The sequence below is a fragment of the Streptomyces beihaiensis genome (genome assembly GCF_026274175.1).
Classification (GTDB): Bacteria; Actinomycetota; Actinomycetes; order Streptomycetales; family Streptomycetaceae; genus Streptomyces; species Streptomyces beihaiensis.
On the sequence record NZ_JAPHNL010000051.1, the window covers coordinates 1 to 16284 of the forward strand.

The 16284-nt window shown below is 71.7% G+C and carries 14 protein-coding genes; 13 read left to right on the forward strand and 1 reads right to left on the reverse strand.

The genetic code is table 11. The annotated features are described in order from the left end of the window. The 4 genes from OFY01_RS06740 to OFY01_RS06755 all read left to right on the forward strand — a co-directional run. On the forward strand, positions 1-224 hold a 224-nt coding region (locus OFY01_RS06740; protein WP_266597292.1), incomplete at its 5' end, for a hypothetical protein. 169 nt (positions 225-393) lie between these two features. After that, positions 394-1254 carry an AfsR/SARP family transcriptional regulator gene (locus OFY01_RS06745; RefSeq protein ID WP_266597294.1) on the forward strand — a complete coding sequence of 287 codons (861 nt, stop codon included), beginning with the start codon at positions 394-396 and terminating at the stop codon, positions 1252-1254. A 562-nt stretch (positions 1255-1816) separates the two neighbouring features. Continuing rightward, a complete protein-coding gene (locus OFY01_RS06750) occupies positions 1817-2554 on the forward strand; it encodes a sigma factor-like helix-turn-helix DNA-binding protein (protein WP_266597296.1) in 738 nt (245 codons plus the stop codon). Next, positions 2551-3228 (forward strand): response regulator, encoded by a 678-nt coding sequence (locus tag OFY01_RS06755; protein ID WP_266597298.1) that lies wholly within the window; start codon positions 2551-2553, stop codon positions 3226-3228. Before OFY01_RS06750 ends, OFY01_RS06755 begins: the two co-directional genes overlap by 4 nt. Before the next feature lie 64 nt (positions 3229-3292). Here OFY01_RS06755 and OFY01_RS06760 read toward each other — a convergent pair whose 3' ends face one another. Continuing rightward, positions 3293-4216 carry an RNA polymerase sigma-70 factor gene (locus OFY01_RS06760; RefSeq protein WP_266597300.1) on the reverse strand — a complete coding sequence of 308 codons (924 nt, stop codon included), beginning with the start codon at positions 4214-4216 and terminating at the stop codon, positions 3293-3295. A 468-nt stretch (positions 4217-4684) separates the two neighbouring features. Between OFY01_RS06760 and OFY01_RS06765 the strand changes: the two genes are divergently transcribed. The 9 genes from OFY01_RS06765 to ispG all read left to right on the forward strand — a co-directional run bounded on the left by OFY01_RS06765 (position 4685) and on the right by ispG (position 15994). Continuing rightward, on the forward strand, positions 4685-5671 hold the full coding sequence (locus tag OFY01_RS06765) for a 4-hydroxy-3-methylbut-2-enyl diphosphate reductase (RefSeq protein ID WP_266597302.1): 987 nt from the start codon (positions 4685-4687) through the stop codon (positions 5669-5671). 202 nt (positions 5672-5873) lie between these two features. Then, positions 5874-6947 carry a polyprenyl synthetase family protein gene (locus OFY01_RS06770; protein WP_266597304.1) on the forward strand — a complete coding sequence of 358 codons (1074 nt, stop codon included), beginning with the start codon at positions 5874-5876 and terminating at the stop codon, positions 6945-6947. A gap of 29 nt (positions 6948-6976) precedes the next feature. Beyond that, the gene (locus OFY01_RS06775) at positions 6977-8026 is read left to right on the forward strand and encodes a Gfo/Idh/MocA family oxidoreductase (RefSeq protein WP_266597306.1); all 1050 of its coding nucleotides are present in this window, start codon (positions 6977-6979) and stop codon (positions 8024-8026) included. Further along, positions 8016-8975 (forward strand): sugar phosphate isomerase/epimerase family protein, encoded by a 960-nt coding sequence (locus OFY01_RS06780; protein ID WP_266597308.1) that lies wholly within the window; start codon positions 8016-8018, stop codon positions 8973-8975. Before OFY01_RS06775 ends, OFY01_RS06780 begins: the two co-directional genes overlap by 11 nt. Continuing rightward, on the forward strand, positions 8956-10284 hold the full coding sequence (locus OFY01_RS06785; RefSeq protein ID WP_323135484.1) for a M20/M25/M40 family metallo-hydrolase: 1329 nt from the start codon (positions 8956-8958) through the stop codon (positions 10282-10284). The genes OFY01_RS06780 and OFY01_RS06785 overlap by 20 nt, the downstream gene beginning before the upstream one ends. Positions 10285-10293: 9 nt before the next feature. Further along, the gene (locus OFY01_RS06790) at positions 10294-11409 is read left to right on the forward strand and encodes an Ldh family oxidoreductase (protein WP_266597310.1); all 1116 of its coding nucleotides are present in this window, start codon (positions 10294-10296) and stop codon (positions 11407-11409) included. Further along, on the forward strand, positions 11406-12329 hold the full coding sequence (locus OFY01_RS06795) for a Gfo/Idh/MocA family protein (protein WP_266597312.1): 924 nt from the start codon (positions 11406-11408) through the stop codon (positions 12327-12329). Before OFY01_RS06790 ends, OFY01_RS06795 begins: the two co-directional genes overlap by 4 nt. Before the next feature lie 67 nt (positions 12330-12396). After that, complete coding sequence (gene dxs / locus OFY01_RS06800) at positions 12397-14730, forward strand: 1-deoxy-D-xylulose-5-phosphate synthase (protein WP_266597314.1); 2334 nt, start codon at positions 12397-12399, stop codon at positions 14728-14730. A gap of 112 nt (positions 14731-14842) precedes the next feature. Beyond that, on the forward strand, positions 14843-15994 hold the full coding sequence (gene ispG, locus OFY01_RS06805; protein WP_266597316.1) for a flavodoxin-dependent (E)-4-hydroxy-3-methylbut-2-enyl-diphosphate synthase: 1152 nt from the start codon (positions 14843-14845) through the stop codon (positions 15992-15994). Positions 15995-16284: the final 290 nt, after the last annotated feature.

Sequence of the window (16284 nt, forward strand, 5' to 3'; positions counted from 1 at the left end):
TCTCCCTCAACCCCGACATCGTCTCCACCGCCTGCCCCTTCTGCCTCGTCATGCTGACCGACTCCGTCAACGGCAAGGCCGCGTCGAACAGCGGCTCCGCCGCGGGCGACGGCAAGCAGAAGAAGTCCGTCCAGGTCGTCGACGTGGCCCAGCTGCTCCTCGACTCCGTCAAGACGCCCGCCGACGAGACGGAGAGCGATGACGACGTACAGCTTCCCGTGTGAGACCGCTCGTGCGACTCAAGAATCGCTCCGACGTCCGTACAGCGGTGGTGGACTCCGCGTATGGGCGGCATGTGGTGCCCCTTGCTCCGGGAAACGTAGTCACGGTCCGTGCGGTTTGCTTTGAAGGCAGCCGGAGAACAGCTCGGGCCCGACACAGACGGAGACCCCCATGAACATCAAGGTGCTCGGCGCCTTGGACGTCAGGGAGAACGGCATCGTCGTGACGCCCACCGCGCCGAAGCCACGCCAGGTGCTCGCACTGCTCGCGCTCCACGCCGACCAAGTGGTCCCCATGGCGGCGCTCACCGAGGAACTGTGGGGCTCCGCCCCGCCGCGCAGCGCGCGGACGACCCTGCAGACCTATGTGCTGCAGCTGCGTGAACTCATCGCCGGTGCCCTGGAGAAGGACGCGGCACAGGACGGTCCGTCGCGGCGCAGCGCCAAGGACGTCCTGGTCACCGTGGAGGACGGCTACCTCCTGAACAGCGGCGGCGGCACCGTCGACGTCCGTGAGTTCGAACGGCTCGCCACGCTCGGCCACGCGGCCATGGAGACAGGTGACTTCCAAGGGGCCGCGCGGCTGCTGCGCCAGGCCCTCGGCCTGTGGACCGGGCCCGCCTTCGCCGGGGTGCGGGCCGGGCAACGCCTCACCACGGAGACCAGGCGTCTCGAGGAGACCCGGCTGTGCGCCCTGGACCGCCGCATCGACGCGGACCTGCGGCTGGGCCGCCACCGCGCCCTGCTCGCCGAACTGACCGTCCTGGTCGACCGCTACCCGACCCACGAGACGCTGCGCGGCCAGTACATGCTCGCCCTGCACCGTTCGGGGCGGCGCAGCGAGGCGCTGGAGACCTACCAGAAGCTGCGGGCCACGCTCGTGGGCGAGTTGGGGCTCGAACCGTCGGCGGAGCTGCGGCGGATACAGCGGCAGATCCTCGCGGCCGGTCCCGAGGACCCGCGCGACGCGGAGAGGGCGGGGGACGCCTGGGGGCTGGCGCCGCAGGTCTGCCCGCCACCGGCCGCCTTTTGAGGGAGGGTCGGTTCCCAAGGGATCGACGAGCTCTGAGATCTCTCCCGGTGAACCCGGGATGTGCTCTCCGATCCTTCTCCGTGTTCTTCGATGTTCATGTTCTTCCGCGTTCTTCTGTTTTCTTTTGTGTTCTTCCATGTTTTCCCGGCGCCTGTCGCCGTCGGTTTTCCGTCGAGGACGGCTCGAATACCACTGCAGGATTCAGTGCTTCCGGCGCGAGCGCGGATAGCGTGCGGGTTCGCTGATGACTTTCCGCCATCGGGAGTGCCCCACCCGCTCGCCCGGGCCGGTGAGCCGCGCAGAGAGGTGTGTCGGATGTCTGGAGAGCGGGCCGGCAGAGCAAGGCACCGCATCCATGAGGCCGCGGCCGCCGGCCCGGCCTGCGCCGTGACCGCCGATGCGACGAAGCCTCCGCTGTGCTGCCCGGAGTCGGACGGGGAGCGGGCGCGCCGCACCGTACGCACCGCGCCCGGTCCCGGCGGCACAGTGCGCAGGCCCGCCTCCTTCCTCGCGGCTCCCGGGTGACAGCGAAGTGCGGACCTGGATACGAGGAGGTGCTTGCGTGAGTCGCCGCATCGAGGAGTTCGAGGAACTACGGCCTCTGCTGTTCTCGATCGCCCACCGGATCCTGGGCAGTGAGAGCGACGCCGAGGACGCCGTGCGCGAGGCCCGCATCCGCTACGAGGCGGCCCCCGCCGTGTCCGCGCCGCTCAACGAGTTCCTCCCTGACATGGTCGCCCAGGTGTCCGAGGACATTCGGTGCTCCGCCCGGCCACGGCCGCGGCGGCAGCCCGGCCACGGGCGTGCCATCGGCCTGCCGGGCCGAACCCCGGAGCCGCGCGGACCGGCGGAGCCGGCCGGTCCGTCGGCGGCGACGGCCGTGGCGCTGCTCGAGCGGCTCCCCCCGCTCGAGCGCGCGTACTTCGTCCTGCGGGAGATCTTCGGGTGCGACACGGCGCGGATCGCCTCCGCCATGGGCCGTCCGGAGGCGGACTGCCGCCGCCTGGGCGCCGCCGTGTCCCGGGCGGGCGGCCGCCGCAACGGGCCGCCGCTCTGGCCCGGCGTCATCACCGGGTCCGAACGGGTGGCTCGGGCGATGGCCGCCGTCTTCCCCGCCCTGCTCACCATCGGCGTCACCATGGAGCAGCAGGCCGTGCTCTCGGGTCCGGGCATCGTCTTCCGCGACCGCACCGGCGCGGTGCTCAGCGCGCTGGCCCTGGAACTGCTCGACGGGCGGATACAGACCATCCGATGGGTGAGGGACCCGCTCACGGGGTCGGTCGCGGACGCGGCCTCGTGATCCGGTTACTGCTCGTCGACGACCAGCCGCTGCCGCGCTGCGCGTTCCGCGCGATCCTCCAGGCCGAGGACGACATCGAGGTGGTGGCGGAGGCCGACGACGGCCACCGGGCCCTGGACCTCGCGCGCGAGCGGGTGCCCGACATCGTGCTCACCGGCATCCGCCTCGCGGGCCTGGACGGCATCGAGGTGACCCGGCGTGTCAGGGCGGACCGGGCCCTGGCCCGGGTCCGCGTGGTCATCCTGACCGGCGACGGCCTCGACACCGAGGTCTTCGAGGCGCTGCGGGCCGGCGCCGCCGGGTATCTTCTGCAGGACGTCGCGCCCGAGGAACTGGTGCGGGCCGTACGCGTCGTCGCCCGCGGCGGCGCCCGGCTGGCTCCCGCCGTCACCCGCAAGGTGATCGGTCAGCTGGTCAGCCGGCCGCTGCGGCTGCCCGTCGCCGCTGGTTTGGACAAGCTGACCGACAGGGAACGGGAGACGGTCACGCTGGTGGCGCGCGGGCTGTCCACCGAGCAGATCGCCGACCGCATGGTGATCAGCCCGCTGACCGTGAAGACGCACATCGACCGGGCCAAGGCCAAGCTCCGCGCCCGCAACCGTGTCCAACTCGTGGGCCTGGCCTACGAATCGGGCCTGGTGTCCCCCAGTACCCTCGCGGCGTTCGGGATCTGACGGCTACCGGGGCCGGCGGCGGGCGACGGCGGCCGGAACCGGAGGAGCCGTATGAGCGAACTGGTCAGTTCATGGACCGGCGGGCCCGGTTCGCCGCGCTGCTGATCGCCCAGGCGTCCGCCACCGGGCCCAGATGGGCGAGCTTGTCGGGGTTGCTCACCGAGTGGAGGGTCTGAATCTTCCCGTCCAGGACGTCCAGGGTCCAGGCGGCGAGCACCTTGTCGTCGCCGTCGCGCAATATCGCCCCGGGCCGCCCGTTGACCTGGCGGGCCTCCAGGGCCACGTCCACCCGTGCGAGCGCGGGGACGATCGCGGCCAGCAGCCGGGCCACGTTGCCGGCGCCGCTGACGGCGCGGGCCAGTTGGGGAGCCTTGCCGCCGCCGTCGCCGACCACCTGCGCGTCGGCGGCCAGAAGGTCACGCAGGCTGTCGATGTCGCCCTCCGTGAGGGCGAGGAAGAAACGCTCGGCGAGTTCGGCGCGTTCGGCCTCGTCGGCCTCGAAGCGGGGGCGCTCGGCGTTCATGTGGCGGCGGGCGCGCACCGCGAGCTGACGGCAGGCGCCCTCGGAGCGCCCCACCGCCGACGCGATCTGCGCGAAGTCGAAGCCGAAGACGTCCCGCAGCACGAAGACGGCCCGCTCCGGCGGGCTGAGCCGTTCGAGGAGCAGCAGGGCCGCCATCGACAGCGAGTCGGCGAGTTCCGCGGAGCGTTCCGGGTCCTCGTAGGGGTCGGTGAGCAGCGGCTCGGGCAGCCACGGGCCGACGTACACCTCGCGCCGGGCGCGGGCCGAGCGCAGTACGTCGATCGAGACGCGGGTGACCACGGTCGACAGGTAGGACTTGGCCGACTCCGGCCGGGTCGGGGAGGCGTCGAAGCGCAGCCAGGTCTCCTGGACGGCGTCCTCGGCCTCGCTGACGCTGCCCAGGATCCGGTAGGCGATCGAGAACAGCAGGGGCCGTGACTCTTCGAACGCTTCGATCCGGCTCACCGCGGCCTCCTCAGCCTCCTCCTCGGCCTGCTCCTCGGATCCGCCGGACGGGTCCGGGGGCCAGGCCGGACAGCAGCCTTCCGCCCCGCCTCACCCTAGCGGCGGCGCCGTCTCACGTTCCGTACCCGCGAGCGGAGTTCGAGCGGGCACCGAGCGGACGCCGAAGGGACCGCGAAACCGGCCAGGCCGGGTGAGGAAGGTCTGCTCACGGCCGGTCAGGGCGGACCGCCGCCCGCACAACGTCATCCAGCCGCCGAGTGTCATGACAAGCCCATGGCAAGGTGGCGCTCCCCCGTCACAGGGAATGTGGCAGGAATTTCGTTCCGGCGCCCGGCGTGGCAGCGCACAGGCACAAAGTGCGCCCTTGAACCGTCACTCCTGAGCGCCCTCACTCATTTCGTTGACGCCGCTTCGGGCCGCTCGGCACTCTCGGATCACCTCGACCCGCCGATCCGGGAGACACCGCAGATGACGAACACGAAGAACCCTCAGGCTCTTCACCAGAATTCATGCGTCACCAAGAAGGTGATTCTGGCCGAGCCGCGCGGATTCTGCGCCGGTGTGCGCCGTGCGATCTCCATCGTGGAGGAGGCATTGAACAAATTCGGCGCCCCGGTGTACGTGCGCAAGGAGATCGTGCACAACCATTACGTGGTGCGCTCGCTGGAGCAGCGCGGCGCGATATTCGTGGACTCCGAGGAGGAAGTGCCCACGGGCGCGGTCTGTGTCTTCTCCGCGCACGGCGTCTCCCCCGCGGTCCGCAGCAACGCCGCCGACCGCGAGCTCGACGTCATCGACGCGACCTGCCCGCTGGTGTCCAAGGTTCATCAGGAGGCCCGGCGTTACGCCCGGGACGGCAAGACGATCCTGCTCATCGGGCACGCCGAGCACGAGGAGGTCGAGGGCACCTTCGGCGAGGCGCCCGAACGCACCATCATCGTCGAGGACGTCGAGGCGGTGGCCCGGCTCGACCTGGCACCGGACGCGAACATCGGCTACCTCTCCCAGACCACTCTCTCCCTCGACGAGACGTCCGGCATCATCGACGCACTGCACGAGCGCTTTCCGTCCTTGGACGGTCCTGCCAAGAGCGACATCTGCTACGCGAGCCAGAACCGGCAGAACGCGGTCAAGGCGATCGCGGCACGCAGCGAACTCGTCCTGGTCGTCGGCTCCACGAACTCCTCGAATTCCATCCGCATGGTGGAGGTGGTCCGGGGTCTTGGCACCGCGGCCCACCTGGTGCCCGAGGTCGGCGATCTGGACCCGGCCTGGCTCGAAGGCGTCACCAGCGTCGGCGTCAGCGCCGGCGCGAGCGCTCCGGAGATTCTCGTGGAGCAGGTCCTGGAGCGGCTCACCGAACTCGGCTACACCGGACTGGAGATCGAGAGTTCCGCCGTGGAGACGGAGGTCTTCGGACTCCCCGCGTCTCTCACCGCCCGCACCGGCCGGTGACGCGCCGACGCTGATCCCGGTCGTCCCGCCGGACCTCCGCGCCCCTTGCCCGCTTGCCCCCCTCTTGCCCGCTCGCCCCTTCATGCGCTTGTCCGCTTGACCGCTTGACCTCTTGACCGCGAAAGCGGGCCCCGTGCGGCCAGGGCGGCAGGTAATCGCCCGCGTGCCACCCGTCTGTCCACGACCAGTGAAGAAGGCCACCATGACGACCGTCGCCCCCCGCCACCCCTTGGCCACCGACGCCGCGATACAGCAGAGCCGCGGCGAACTGCTGCACCTCGTCGAGGAGCGGATGCTCGGCTTCCTCGCCAACGAGCAGGCGCGCTGGCAGGACGTGAACGCACGCGCCGCCCAGCCCGTGGCGGCGCTGACCACCTTCCTCGCCAACGGCGGCAAGCGGCTGCGGCCCACCTTCTGCCTCAGCGGATACCTCGCCGCGGGCGGACACCCGGCCAACTCGGTCGCCGTGGACGCCGCGGCCGCCCTGGAACTCCTGCAGACGTTCATCCTCATCCATGACGACATCGCCGACAATTCCTCGCTGCGCCGCGGCGCCCCGACCGTGCACGAGGTGTTCGTGTCCGAGCACCGGGAGCAGGGCTGGCAGGGCGAGTCGCGCCGGTTCGGGGAGGGCGTCGCGGTCCTCGCCGGTGACCTCGCCTTCGTCTACGCCGACCAGCTCGCCGAGCGCCTGCCCGCGCCCGCCCGCACGGTGTGGAACGAGATGCGCGCCGAACTCGTCATCGGCCAGCATCTGGACATGGCGATCGCCGCCGAGGGCGTCGTCGACCCGGGTCTGTCGCGCTGGGTCGCGGTGCAGAAGTCCGGCCGCTACACCATCCACCGCCCCCTCGTCCTCGGCGCCACCCTCGCGGGCCGGCCCGACATGGCCGCCGCCTTCGAGGGCTACGGTCTGGCGCTCGGCGAGGCGTTCCAGCTGCGCGACGACCTGATCGACGCGTTCGGCTCCACCGAGGACGCGGGCAAGCCGACGGGACTCGACTTCGCCGAGCACAAGATGACGCTGCTTCTCGCCCTCGCCGCCGAGCGCGACCCGCGGGTGGCCGCTCTTCTCGACAACGAGGAGGGCGAGCCCTGGGACGCGGAACTCCTGCGGACCGCCCTGGAGGAGAGCGGCGTGCGGGCGGCGGTGGAACGCACCATCGCGAACCTGGTCGACAAGGCCTGCGCCTCCCTCACCGGTTCGGGCCTCGACAAGGCCTGGCGCCACGAGTTCGCCCGCCTGGCCACGCAGGTGGCCTACCGAAGCCACTGATTCCCGACCTCTCGACGGAGTGAACCGAGATGCCAAGGACCCTGATCGTCGGATTCGGCCGAGCCGGCCACGGACTGCACTGGAGCGTGCTGCGGCGCCTGCGCGGCATGGAACGCTGCGCGGGACTGTTCTCCAGCGAGCCGCCGGTCGTCTACGACTGCGACCCGCACACCGCGCAGCTCACCGACCCGACCGTGATCGCCGTACCGGACCTCGAGCGGGCCAGGGAGATCCTCGACCCGGACGACACCATTGTCCACCTGTGCACGCCGCCCACTCACCGCCTCGGGCCCCTGACCGAGCTGGCCGGCCTCGGGTTCAAGCGCATCCTCGTGGAGAAGCCGCTGGTCGCCACCGTCGCCGAGCTGCCCGCCATCGACGAGCTGCGCCGAAGCCACGACCTGAAGCTCATGGTGGTCGCGCACTGGCTGCAGAGCGCGCTCACCCGCCGCCTGCGCACCCTGGTCCAGGGCGGCGAACTCGGCACGCTGCAGAGCGTGTTCATCGCCCAGCGCAAGCCGCGCATCGCCCGCACCCTGGCGACGCAGGGCCACCCCACCGCCTTCGACGTGGAGCTGCCTCACTCGGTGGGCGTGGTCCTCTCCCTCGCGGGCGACGCCGTCACCGCCGGGGCCGAGCTGCACGACATGCGCGTCAAGAACACCGTGGTACCCGAAATGGGCGCCGCCCGGCTCCTGTTGGACCACCACGGCGGAGTGCGCACCGAGATCTTCTCCGATCTGGCCTCGCCGATCCGCGAACGGGTCATCCAGCTGGGCTTCAGCCGCGGATGGGCGGTGGGCCACTACCCGGTCAGCGAGAACGACGACTACGCCCACCTGGACACCTCCGTCGACGGCCTGGTGCCCGAACCCGTGTTCCGCGACGACTCGCTCGCCCGCTTCCTGGTGCACGCCTACGAGGAGTTCACCTCGGACGCCGACCTCGAACCGGACTTCCTGCTCAACGCCCGTGTGACGACCGTCCTCGCGGAGGCCAAGGAGCGCGCGCGCCTGGCCCGCCTCGACGCGGAGATCGAGGCGGACGTCCGCCCCCAGGCGGTGCCCCATGCCCTGTGACACCGCCGCGCACGCGGGACGCACCCGCCGCGGCGAGGCCGCCCCCGGTGTCCTGTACGCCGGGATCGGCGACGAGGCGGGGCGCGGCCTCGGGCAGCAGATCGCCGCGCTGCACAGCCTGGGCTGGCAGCTGATCGAGCTGCGCACCGTGGACGGAACGGCCGTCGCGGACCTGGACGACGCCGCGTTCGACGACTGCGTGCAGCGCATCGGCGAGGCGGGCCTGACCACGGCCTGCGTGGACTCCCGGATCGCCGACTGGTCGCGCCCCATCAGCCAGGGCATCGAGGCGGACCTCACCGAACTCGACCGGCTCGGCAGCCGCTGCGCGGCCCTTCGCACCCGCTACGTCCGTGTCATGTCGTACCCCAACGACGGCTGGGACGAGGAGAGCTGGGGCGCCGAGGTGATCCGCAGGACCCGGCTGCTCGCCGCGCGGGCCGCGGAGTACGGCCTGGTGCTGCTGCACGAGAACTGCGCGGGCTGGGCGGGCCGCAGCGCCGAGCGGATGCTGCGCCTGCTCGCCGAGGTCGACAGCCCCGCCCTCCGCCTCCTGTTCGACACCGGCAACGGCGCCGCCTACCACTACGACGCCTACGACGTCCTGACAGAGCTGCTCCGGCAGTGCCCCGAGGCCGTGGCCCACGTCCATGTGAAGGACGCCGTGGGCAGCGGGGACTCAGCCGCCTACACGCTGCCCGGCCAGGGCACCAGCCGCGTCGCCTCCTGCCTGCGGCTGCTTCACGACAGCGGGTTCGCGGGGGTGTGGTCGATCGAACCGCACCTGGCGCTGCGGCCGCACGTCAGCCGCACCGAGCTCGGCGAGGACGGCCCCGCGCTGTTCGCCGAGTACGGCCGCCACCTCGAACGCCTCGTCGCCGAAGAGGTCCTCGAACCCCGCCACCACGACGCCCGGAAGGAGCGCCCCCGTGCCGGCTCTGACCGCTGAACGCGCTCTGCGCGCGCCCATGACCGCCGCCGACGACGACCTGCTGCTGAACCTGCTCGCGCTGCCCACCGCGGGCCCCCTGGAAGGGACACCGAGCCACGAGGTGCGGCTGTGGCAGGCGCAGCGCGCCTACGCGCGGGCCGCCCGCGCGCTCGGCTTCACCGTCGAGTGGCACGGCGTCACCGAGCCGGGCGCGCTGCGCGACGACCAGGTCCCGGCCGCGGTGCGCGACGCCGTCGCCGACGACCCCGGGTTCCTGCGCTGCCAGCCCAGCCTGCTCCTCCGGCTCGGGCCGCCCCTGCCGAAGCTGCGGACCGTGATGTTCAACGTGCACCTGGACACGGTCGCCGGAACGCAGCCCGTGTCCCTGAAGGACGGCCGGTTCCACGGCCGGGGCGCGATCGACGCCAAGGGGCCCGCCGTGGCCCTGCTCGCCGGGATCCGCGCGGCGCAGCGGGCCGAGCCGCGCATCGGCACCGAGGTGGGCGTCGTGATCCAGGCGGTCTCCGGTGAAGAGGGCGGGGCCATGGGGGTGTTCGGCACCCGGCCGCTGATCGACGCCGGCCACACGGGACGCCTGAACATCTTCTGCGAGCCCACCCGCGGCCGCCTGCTCACCCGCTCCACCGCCTCGATGACGGCGTGCCTGCGGGTGGAGGGCGACGACTCGATCGACGACGCGCCGGGCGCGGGAGACAACGCGACGGTCCTGCTCGGGCACCTCGCCACGCATCTGGCCGCCACCCTGCCCGAGTACACGGACGGCGGTCAGGTGTGCGTGGCGGGCCTGCAGACCGGGCCGCTGCACAACAAGGTGTACGGCAGCGGCCGGCTGCTGCTGAACCTGTCGTACGGCAGCGCCGCGGAGGGCATCGCCCTGGAGCGGGCCGCGGAGAAGGAGTTCGCCGCGGGCCTCGCCGACTTCGCCGCCCGGTTCGCCACGAACCCGCCGTTCGCTCTGACGGCCGCCGACGCCCCGCGCATCGCGAGCCTGCACTGGCTCAAGCGCGGGCTTCCCACACTCGACGCACACGACCCGTGGGCCGAGCACCTGCTCACCCACCGGGTGGGCCTGGCGCCCTGGCCCGCGCACGAGCCCGCCTTCACCTGCGACGCGATCTGGGCGGCCGGTCTGCCCGGCGCCTTCACCGCGGTGTTCGGCCCCGGCGACCTGGAGGCCAACAACGCCCACGCCGACGGCGAGTTCGCCGACCGGCACGACCTGGAGTCGTTCTCCGCGGACGTCGCCCGGCTGCTGCTCGCCTTCGGGGCCGCCGAGTCGACCACCCCAGCTATCGATCTGTTCTGAGAGGACGAGATGACCACCGCCACCACGGCCGAACGCGCCCAGGGCACCGTGCGCCTGGACTACGAACGGCTCGTCGACTTCACCACCGAGGTGTTCACCCGGCGCGGCCTGCCGCCCCAGAGGGCCGCGATCGCGGCCCGTGCCCTGGTCCACGGCGACCTGACCGGCGTGACCTCGCACGGCCTCGCCAATCTCACCCGCCTCTACCTGCCCCTGTTCGACGACGAACGGGCCGACCCCCGGGCCGAACTGGAGATCGTGTCCGACCGCGGCGCGGCGCTGCTGGTCGACTCGCACCGGGCGCTCGGCCTGTGGTCGGCGCACGCCGCCATGGACCTGGCCCTGGAGCGGGCCGCCACCCACGGCGTCGCCCTGGTCTCGCTCTACAACGGCACCCACTTCGGGTGCGCCGGGCACTTCACGGCGCACGCCGCCGAACAGGGCGCCATCGGCTTCCTCGCCGGCAACTGCGGCGGCCAGCGCATCATCCGGCCGCCGGGGGCCGCCGAGCCGCTGCTCGGCACCAACCCGTTCAGCATCGCCGTACCGGTCGGCGCCCACCCGGCGTACGTACTGGACATGTCCACCACGGTCGTGCCGACCGGCCGGATCCGGGCCGCCGCCCGCGCGGGCCGGGAGATACCCGAGGGCTGGCTCGCCGACGACGCGGGCAGGCCGGTCACCGACCCTCACGCGTTCGACCGCGGCGAGGCGCACCTGCAGTGGCTCGGCGGGCGTCCGCAGACCGGCTCCTTCAAGGGCTACGCGCTGAGCCTGATGGTGGAGACCCTGGCGGCCCTGCTGCCCGGGGCCGAGCTCGGCCCGGTGTCGACCGCGGGACGCGACGACAACATCGGCTTCTTCACCCTCGCCATCGCGCCGGGCAGGCTGCGCGCCCAGGCCGACTTCCTCAAGGAGTCCGAGGAACTGTTCGACGCCCTGCTCAACGCCCGCGCCGTGGACCCCGCGCAGCCCGTGCGCTACCCGGGCTGGCCCGAGGCGCAGCACGCCGACGAGGCCCGCGCCCATGGAGTGCCCCTGACCGCGGACCTGTTCGCGGAGCTGGAAGAGGTGGCACGCGATCTGTCCCTGACCGCACCCACACCCCTCGGAGGTACCCGATGAGCACGCCGCGCATCGGCATCATCGGCCTCGGCGTCATCTCCCGCTTCTACGTGGAGGCGCTGAACGGTGAGGTCGACGACATCGAACTCGCCGCGGTGTGCGACCTCAACGACGAGGTCCTCGCGCCGCACCGGGGCCGCATACCCACCTTCCGCGACCACCGTGAACTGCTCGCGGACACGGCCCTGGACGCGGTCGTCGTGAACGTGCCCAACGACGTGCACTTCGCCGTGTGCCGTGACGCCCTGGAGGCGGGCGTCTCCGTCTGCGTGGAAAAGCCCCTCGGCATCACGGTCGGGGAGGGCCGGGCCCTGCGTGAGCTCGCCGCCCGCAAGGGGGTCGCGCTGTTCACCGCCTACCACCGCCGCTACAACACCAACGTCCTCGACCTGCTCGCCGCGCTGCCTGCGGACGTGCCCGTCGAGGAGCTGACGGTGCGCTACTGGGAGAAGATCGAGGAGCATGTCGGCAAGGACCGCTGGTATCTGGACCCGGCGCGCTGCGGCGGCGGCTGCGTGGCCGACAACGGTCCCAACGCCATCGACGTGGTGCACCTGCTCCTCGGCGAAGTGGCCGTGACGGACGTGCGGATCACGCACGACCGGCACGGAGTCGACCGGCAGGCGGTCATCTCCCTGGCCACGCCGGACGGCGCCCGTGCCGTGGTGGACCTGGACTGGGCCTACGCCCACGGGGAACGCAAGGACGTCGAGGTACGCCTGGCGGACGGCCGGATCCTCAGCGCCGACATGCTCGCCGGGTACCCGCGCTTCAAGAGCTCCCTCGCCCACGAATACGTCGGCGTCCTGCGGGAGTTCGGCCAGGTGCTGCGCGGCGAGCTTGCGCACTGGCCCGACGGCCTCGAAACCCTCGAGATCGTCACCGCCGCCTACGCCGCCGAGCGCGCCCGGGCCGCGTAACCCCCCGCCCCTCGCCCGTACCGCCCGCCCGCACCGCAAGACCACGTCTCAGGTAGGAGAAAGCGTCATGGCACACCACGAGAACGGCCGCAAGAAGAGCGTCGACGGAACCGTCGTCAAGGTCCTCAAGCACCACCGTGACGACCGTGGCATGGTCCTTGAGCCGCACACCAGCCGGTGCGTGCAGCAGGGCGAGATCCACGAGCTGGTCACCACCGACCAGGTGGAGACGCCGCCCGGGGGCACCGTCGACCGCGTCGGTTTCCTCGGCTTCGTGGAGCTCGCCGGCGGCGGCGTCCTCGACCGGGGTGACGAGGTCTGGGTCGACCGTGAGCGGATCGGCACCGTGCTCGGCTGGGACGCCTGCCACTTCCCCAACCACTACAACGTCCTGATCGCCGCCGACCCGCCGCGCACCGGCCCGGAGATCGGTCTGGAGCCGGGCACCAGGATCCGCTTCCTGCCCGCCGAGGGCCACCGCGCCCGGGAGGAGGAGTTCGGCACGCTGCTCGCCGCGGTGCGCTCGCCCCGTGATCTGCGTGGCCTCAGCCACGCCCAACTGGCCGATCTGGCACGGGACATACGCGACACGCTGGTACGCAAGGTGTCCAAGACGGGCGGGCACCTCGGGCCCAACCTCGGCGTGGTGGAGCTGACCCTCGCCCTGCACCGGGTCTTCGACTCGCCGCGGGACCAGATCGTGTGGGACACCGGCCACCAGACGTACGTCCACAAGATGCTGACCGGCCGCGTCGACCAGTTCGACGCGCTGCGTCAGGCGGGCGGTATCTCCGGCTACCCCTCGCGCGCCGAGTCGGAGCACGACCTGGTGGAGAACTCGCACGCGTCCACGGCCCTCAGCTACGCCGACGGGCTCGCCAAGGCCCACCAGCTCAACGGTGAGAAGGACCGCGCCGTGGTCGCGGTGATCGGTGACGGCGCGCTGACCGGCGGGATGTGCTGGGAGGCCATCAACAACATCGCGGCGGGCAAGGACCGCTCCGTGATCATCGTGGTGAACGACAACGGCCGCTCCTACGCGCCGACCGTCGGGGGCCTCGCCGAGCACTTCACCAAGCTGCGCACCTCGCACAAGTACGAGCGGTTCCTCGAGTGGAGCAAGCTGGTCGCCCAGCGCACCCCCGTCGTCGGCGCCTCGCTGTACGAGGGGCTGCACAGCACCAAGCACGGCATCAAGGACGTGGTCGCACCGCAGAACCTGTTCGACGGGCTCGGTCTGAAGTACATCGGCCCGGTCGACGGGCACGACACGCAGGCCCTGGAGAAGGCCCTGGGGCGGGCCAAGCACTTCGGCGGTCCCGTCCTGGTGCACACGATCACCACCAAGGGCCAGGGCTACGAGCCGGCCGAGAAGCACGAGCTGGACCGCTTCCACGCCACGGGCGTCTTCGACCCGCGCACCGGCCACGGCAAGGCGGCGGCCAAGCCGGCCCGCACCTGGACGTCGGTGTTCAGCGAGGAACTCGTCAAGGCCGGGCACGAACGCCCCGACGTGGTGGCGATCACCGCCGCGATGCTGGAGCCGACGGGCCTGAGCGCCTTCTCGCGCGCCTTCCCCGAGCGCACCTTCGACGTGGGCATCGCCGAGCAGCACGCGGTGACGTCCGCGGCCGGACTGGCCATGAACGGTCTGCACCCGGTGGTCGCGATGTACGCGACGTTCCTGAACCGGGCGTTCGACCAGACCCTGATGGACGTGGCCCTGCACCGGCAGCCCGTCACGTTCGTCCTGGACCGGGCCGGGGTCACGGGCGACGACGGGGCCAGCCACAACGGCATGTGGGACATGTCGATCCTGCAGGTCGTCCCGGGCCTGCGCATCGCCGCCCCGCGCGACGCGACGCGGCTCGCCGAGCTGTTCCAGGAGGCCGTGCGCGTCGACGACGGGCCGACGGCGGTGCGTTTCCCCAAGGGCCCCGTGCAGAGCGACATCGACACGGTCGACACCGTGGGCGGCATCGACGTGCTGCACCGGGGCGCGAGCGAGGACGTCCTGATCGTGGCGGTCGGGTCGATGGCGCAGGCCGCGCTCGACGCGGCGTCGCTGCTCGCCACGGACGGCGTCGGCTGCACGGTCGTCGACCCGCGCTGGGTCAAGCCAGTCGACCCGGCGCTCGCGCCGCTGGCCGCGCGGCACCGCCTGGTCGTCACCGTCGAGGACAACGGCCTGGCCGGCGGCGTCGGTTCGGCCATCTCGCAGGCCCTGCGGCAGGCCGGGGTGGACACGCCGCTGCGCGAGTTCGGCATAGCTCAGGAATTCCTCGACCACGCCAAGCGCGCCGACATCCTGCAGAACCTCGGTCTGACGTCGGGCGACATCGCCCTGCGCATCGAGGAGACGCTCAACCGGCGTGCGAGCCAGTCCGCCTCGTACGCGTGACACGCCGCCACCACCCCGGCACTTCCACCGCACCGAGCACCCACCAGCACGCACCAGCACCCGCAGGACATCCATCGCCCGCAGCACATCCGTCCCGAAGGGAACCCCTGTCATGTCCGTTCTTCTCGGCACCCCGTCCCTGCCCCCCAAGTCTGTCGCCCCGCGCCGCCGCTCGCGGCAGATCATGGTCGGCGACGTCCCGGTCGGCGGCGACGCGCCGGTCTCCGTCCAGTCCATGACCACCACGGTCACCTCCGACGTCAACGCCACGCTCCAGCAGATCGCGCAGCTCACCGCGGCGGGCTGCCAGATCGTGCGGGTGGCCTGTCCCTCGCAGGACGACGCGGAGGCGCTGCCGCAGATCGCGAAGCGGTCGGCGATCCCGGTGATCGCGGACATCCACTTCCAGCCCAAGTACGTGTTCGCGGCGATCGAGGCGGGCTGCGCCGCGGTGCGGGTGAACCCAGGCAACATCAAGCAGTTCGACGACAAGGTCAAGGAGATAGCCCGGGCCGCGTCGGACGCGGGAACGCCCATCCGCATCGGCGTGAACGCGGGCTCGCTCGACAAGCGCCTGTTGCAGAAGTACGGCAAGGCCACCCCCGAGGCCCTCGTCGAGTCCGCGCTCTGGGAGGCGTCGCTCTTCGAGGAGCACGGGTTCCGTGACATCAAGATCTCGGTCAAGCACAACGACCCGGTGGTGATGATCGAGGCATACCGGCAGCTGGCCGCGCAGTGCGACTACCCGCTGCACCTCGGCGTCACGGAGGCGGGCCCGGCCTTCCAGGGCACCATCAAGTCGGCGGTCGCCTTCGGAGCGCTGCTCTCCGAGGGCATCGGCGACACGCTCCGGGTGTCCCTGTCGACGCCTCCGGTGGAGGAGGTGAAGGTGGGGCTGCAGATCCTGGAGTCCCTCAACCTCAAAAAGCGCGGCCTGGAGATCGTCTCGTGCCCCGGGTGCGGGCGCGCCCAGGTCGACGTGTGGAGGCTCGCCGACGAGGTGACGGCGGGGCTGGACGGTCTGGACGCGCCGCTGCGGGTCGCCGTCATGGGCTGCATCGTGAACGGACCGGGCGAGGCCCGCGAGGCCGACCTCGGTGTCGCGTCCGGCAACGGAAAGGGGCAGATCTTCATCAAGGGCGAGCCGGTCAAGACGGTACCGGAGTCGAAGATCGTGGAGACGTTGATCGAGGAGGCGCTGAAGATAGTGGAGTCCATGCCGGAAGAGGAGCGTCAGGGCAGCCCCGCGGTGGCGGTTCTGTGAGCGGACACCCGGGCGACGCAGGACAGCCGGCCACCGGAGGAATCAGCAGGGTCACCGCCCCCGTACGGGAGATCTCGGCGCGCAAGGTGCGCTGCGCAGCGGCCCCGAGGAGCGCGCCTCGGACGCCGCCCCCGGCGGCCCGGCCCGGCAAGGCAGACCGGTTCGGGCCGCGGGCTCCACCAGCCCCGCGGCACACGTGACACCCGGTCCGCGCCCGCACCATCCGCGCCAGCAACGGATCCCGCGGATCGATCAGGTCATCACCCAACAGCACCGCGAACGGCTCGTTC

What these genes read in the sequence shown, in the direction of transcription:
- dxs (WP_266597314.1), top strand. Translation starts at nt 12,397, where the DNA reads ATGGCACACCACGAGAACGGCCGCAAGAAGAGCGTCGACGGAACCGTC.
- OFY01_RS06780 (WP_266597308.1), top strand. Translation starts at nt 8,016, where the DNA reads ATGCCCTGTGACACCGCCGCGCACGCGGGACGCACCCGCCGCGGCGAG.
- OFY01_RS06775 (WP_266597306.1), top strand. Translation starts at nt 6,977, where the DNA reads ATGCCAAGGACCCTGATCGTCGGATTCGGCCGAGCCGGCCACGGACTG.
- OFY01_RS06795 (WP_266597312.1), top strand. Translation starts at nt 11,406, where the DNA reads ATGAGCACGCCGCGCATCGGCATCATCGGCCTCGGCGTCATCTCCCGC.
- OFY01_RS06745 (WP_266597294.1), top strand. Translation starts at nt 394, where the DNA reads ATGAACATCAAGGTGCTCGGCGCCTTGGACGTCAGGGAGAACGGCATC.
- OFY01_RS06770 (WP_266597304.1), top strand. Translation starts at nt 5,874, where the DNA reads ATGACGACCGTCGCCCCCCGCCACCCCTTGGCCACCGACGCCGCGATA.
- OFY01_RS06765 (WP_266597302.1), top strand. Translation starts at nt 4,685, where the DNA reads ATGACGAACACGAAGAACCCTCAGGCTCTTCACCAGAATTCATGCGTC.
- OFY01_RS06790 (WP_266597310.1), top strand. Translation starts at nt 10,294, where the DNA reads ATGACCACCGCCACCACGGCCGAACGCGCCCAGGGCACCGTGCGCCTG.
- ispG (WP_266597316.1), top strand. Translation starts at nt 14,843, where the DNA reads ATGTCCGTTCTTCTCGGCACCCCGTCCCTGCCCCCCAAGTCTGTCGCC.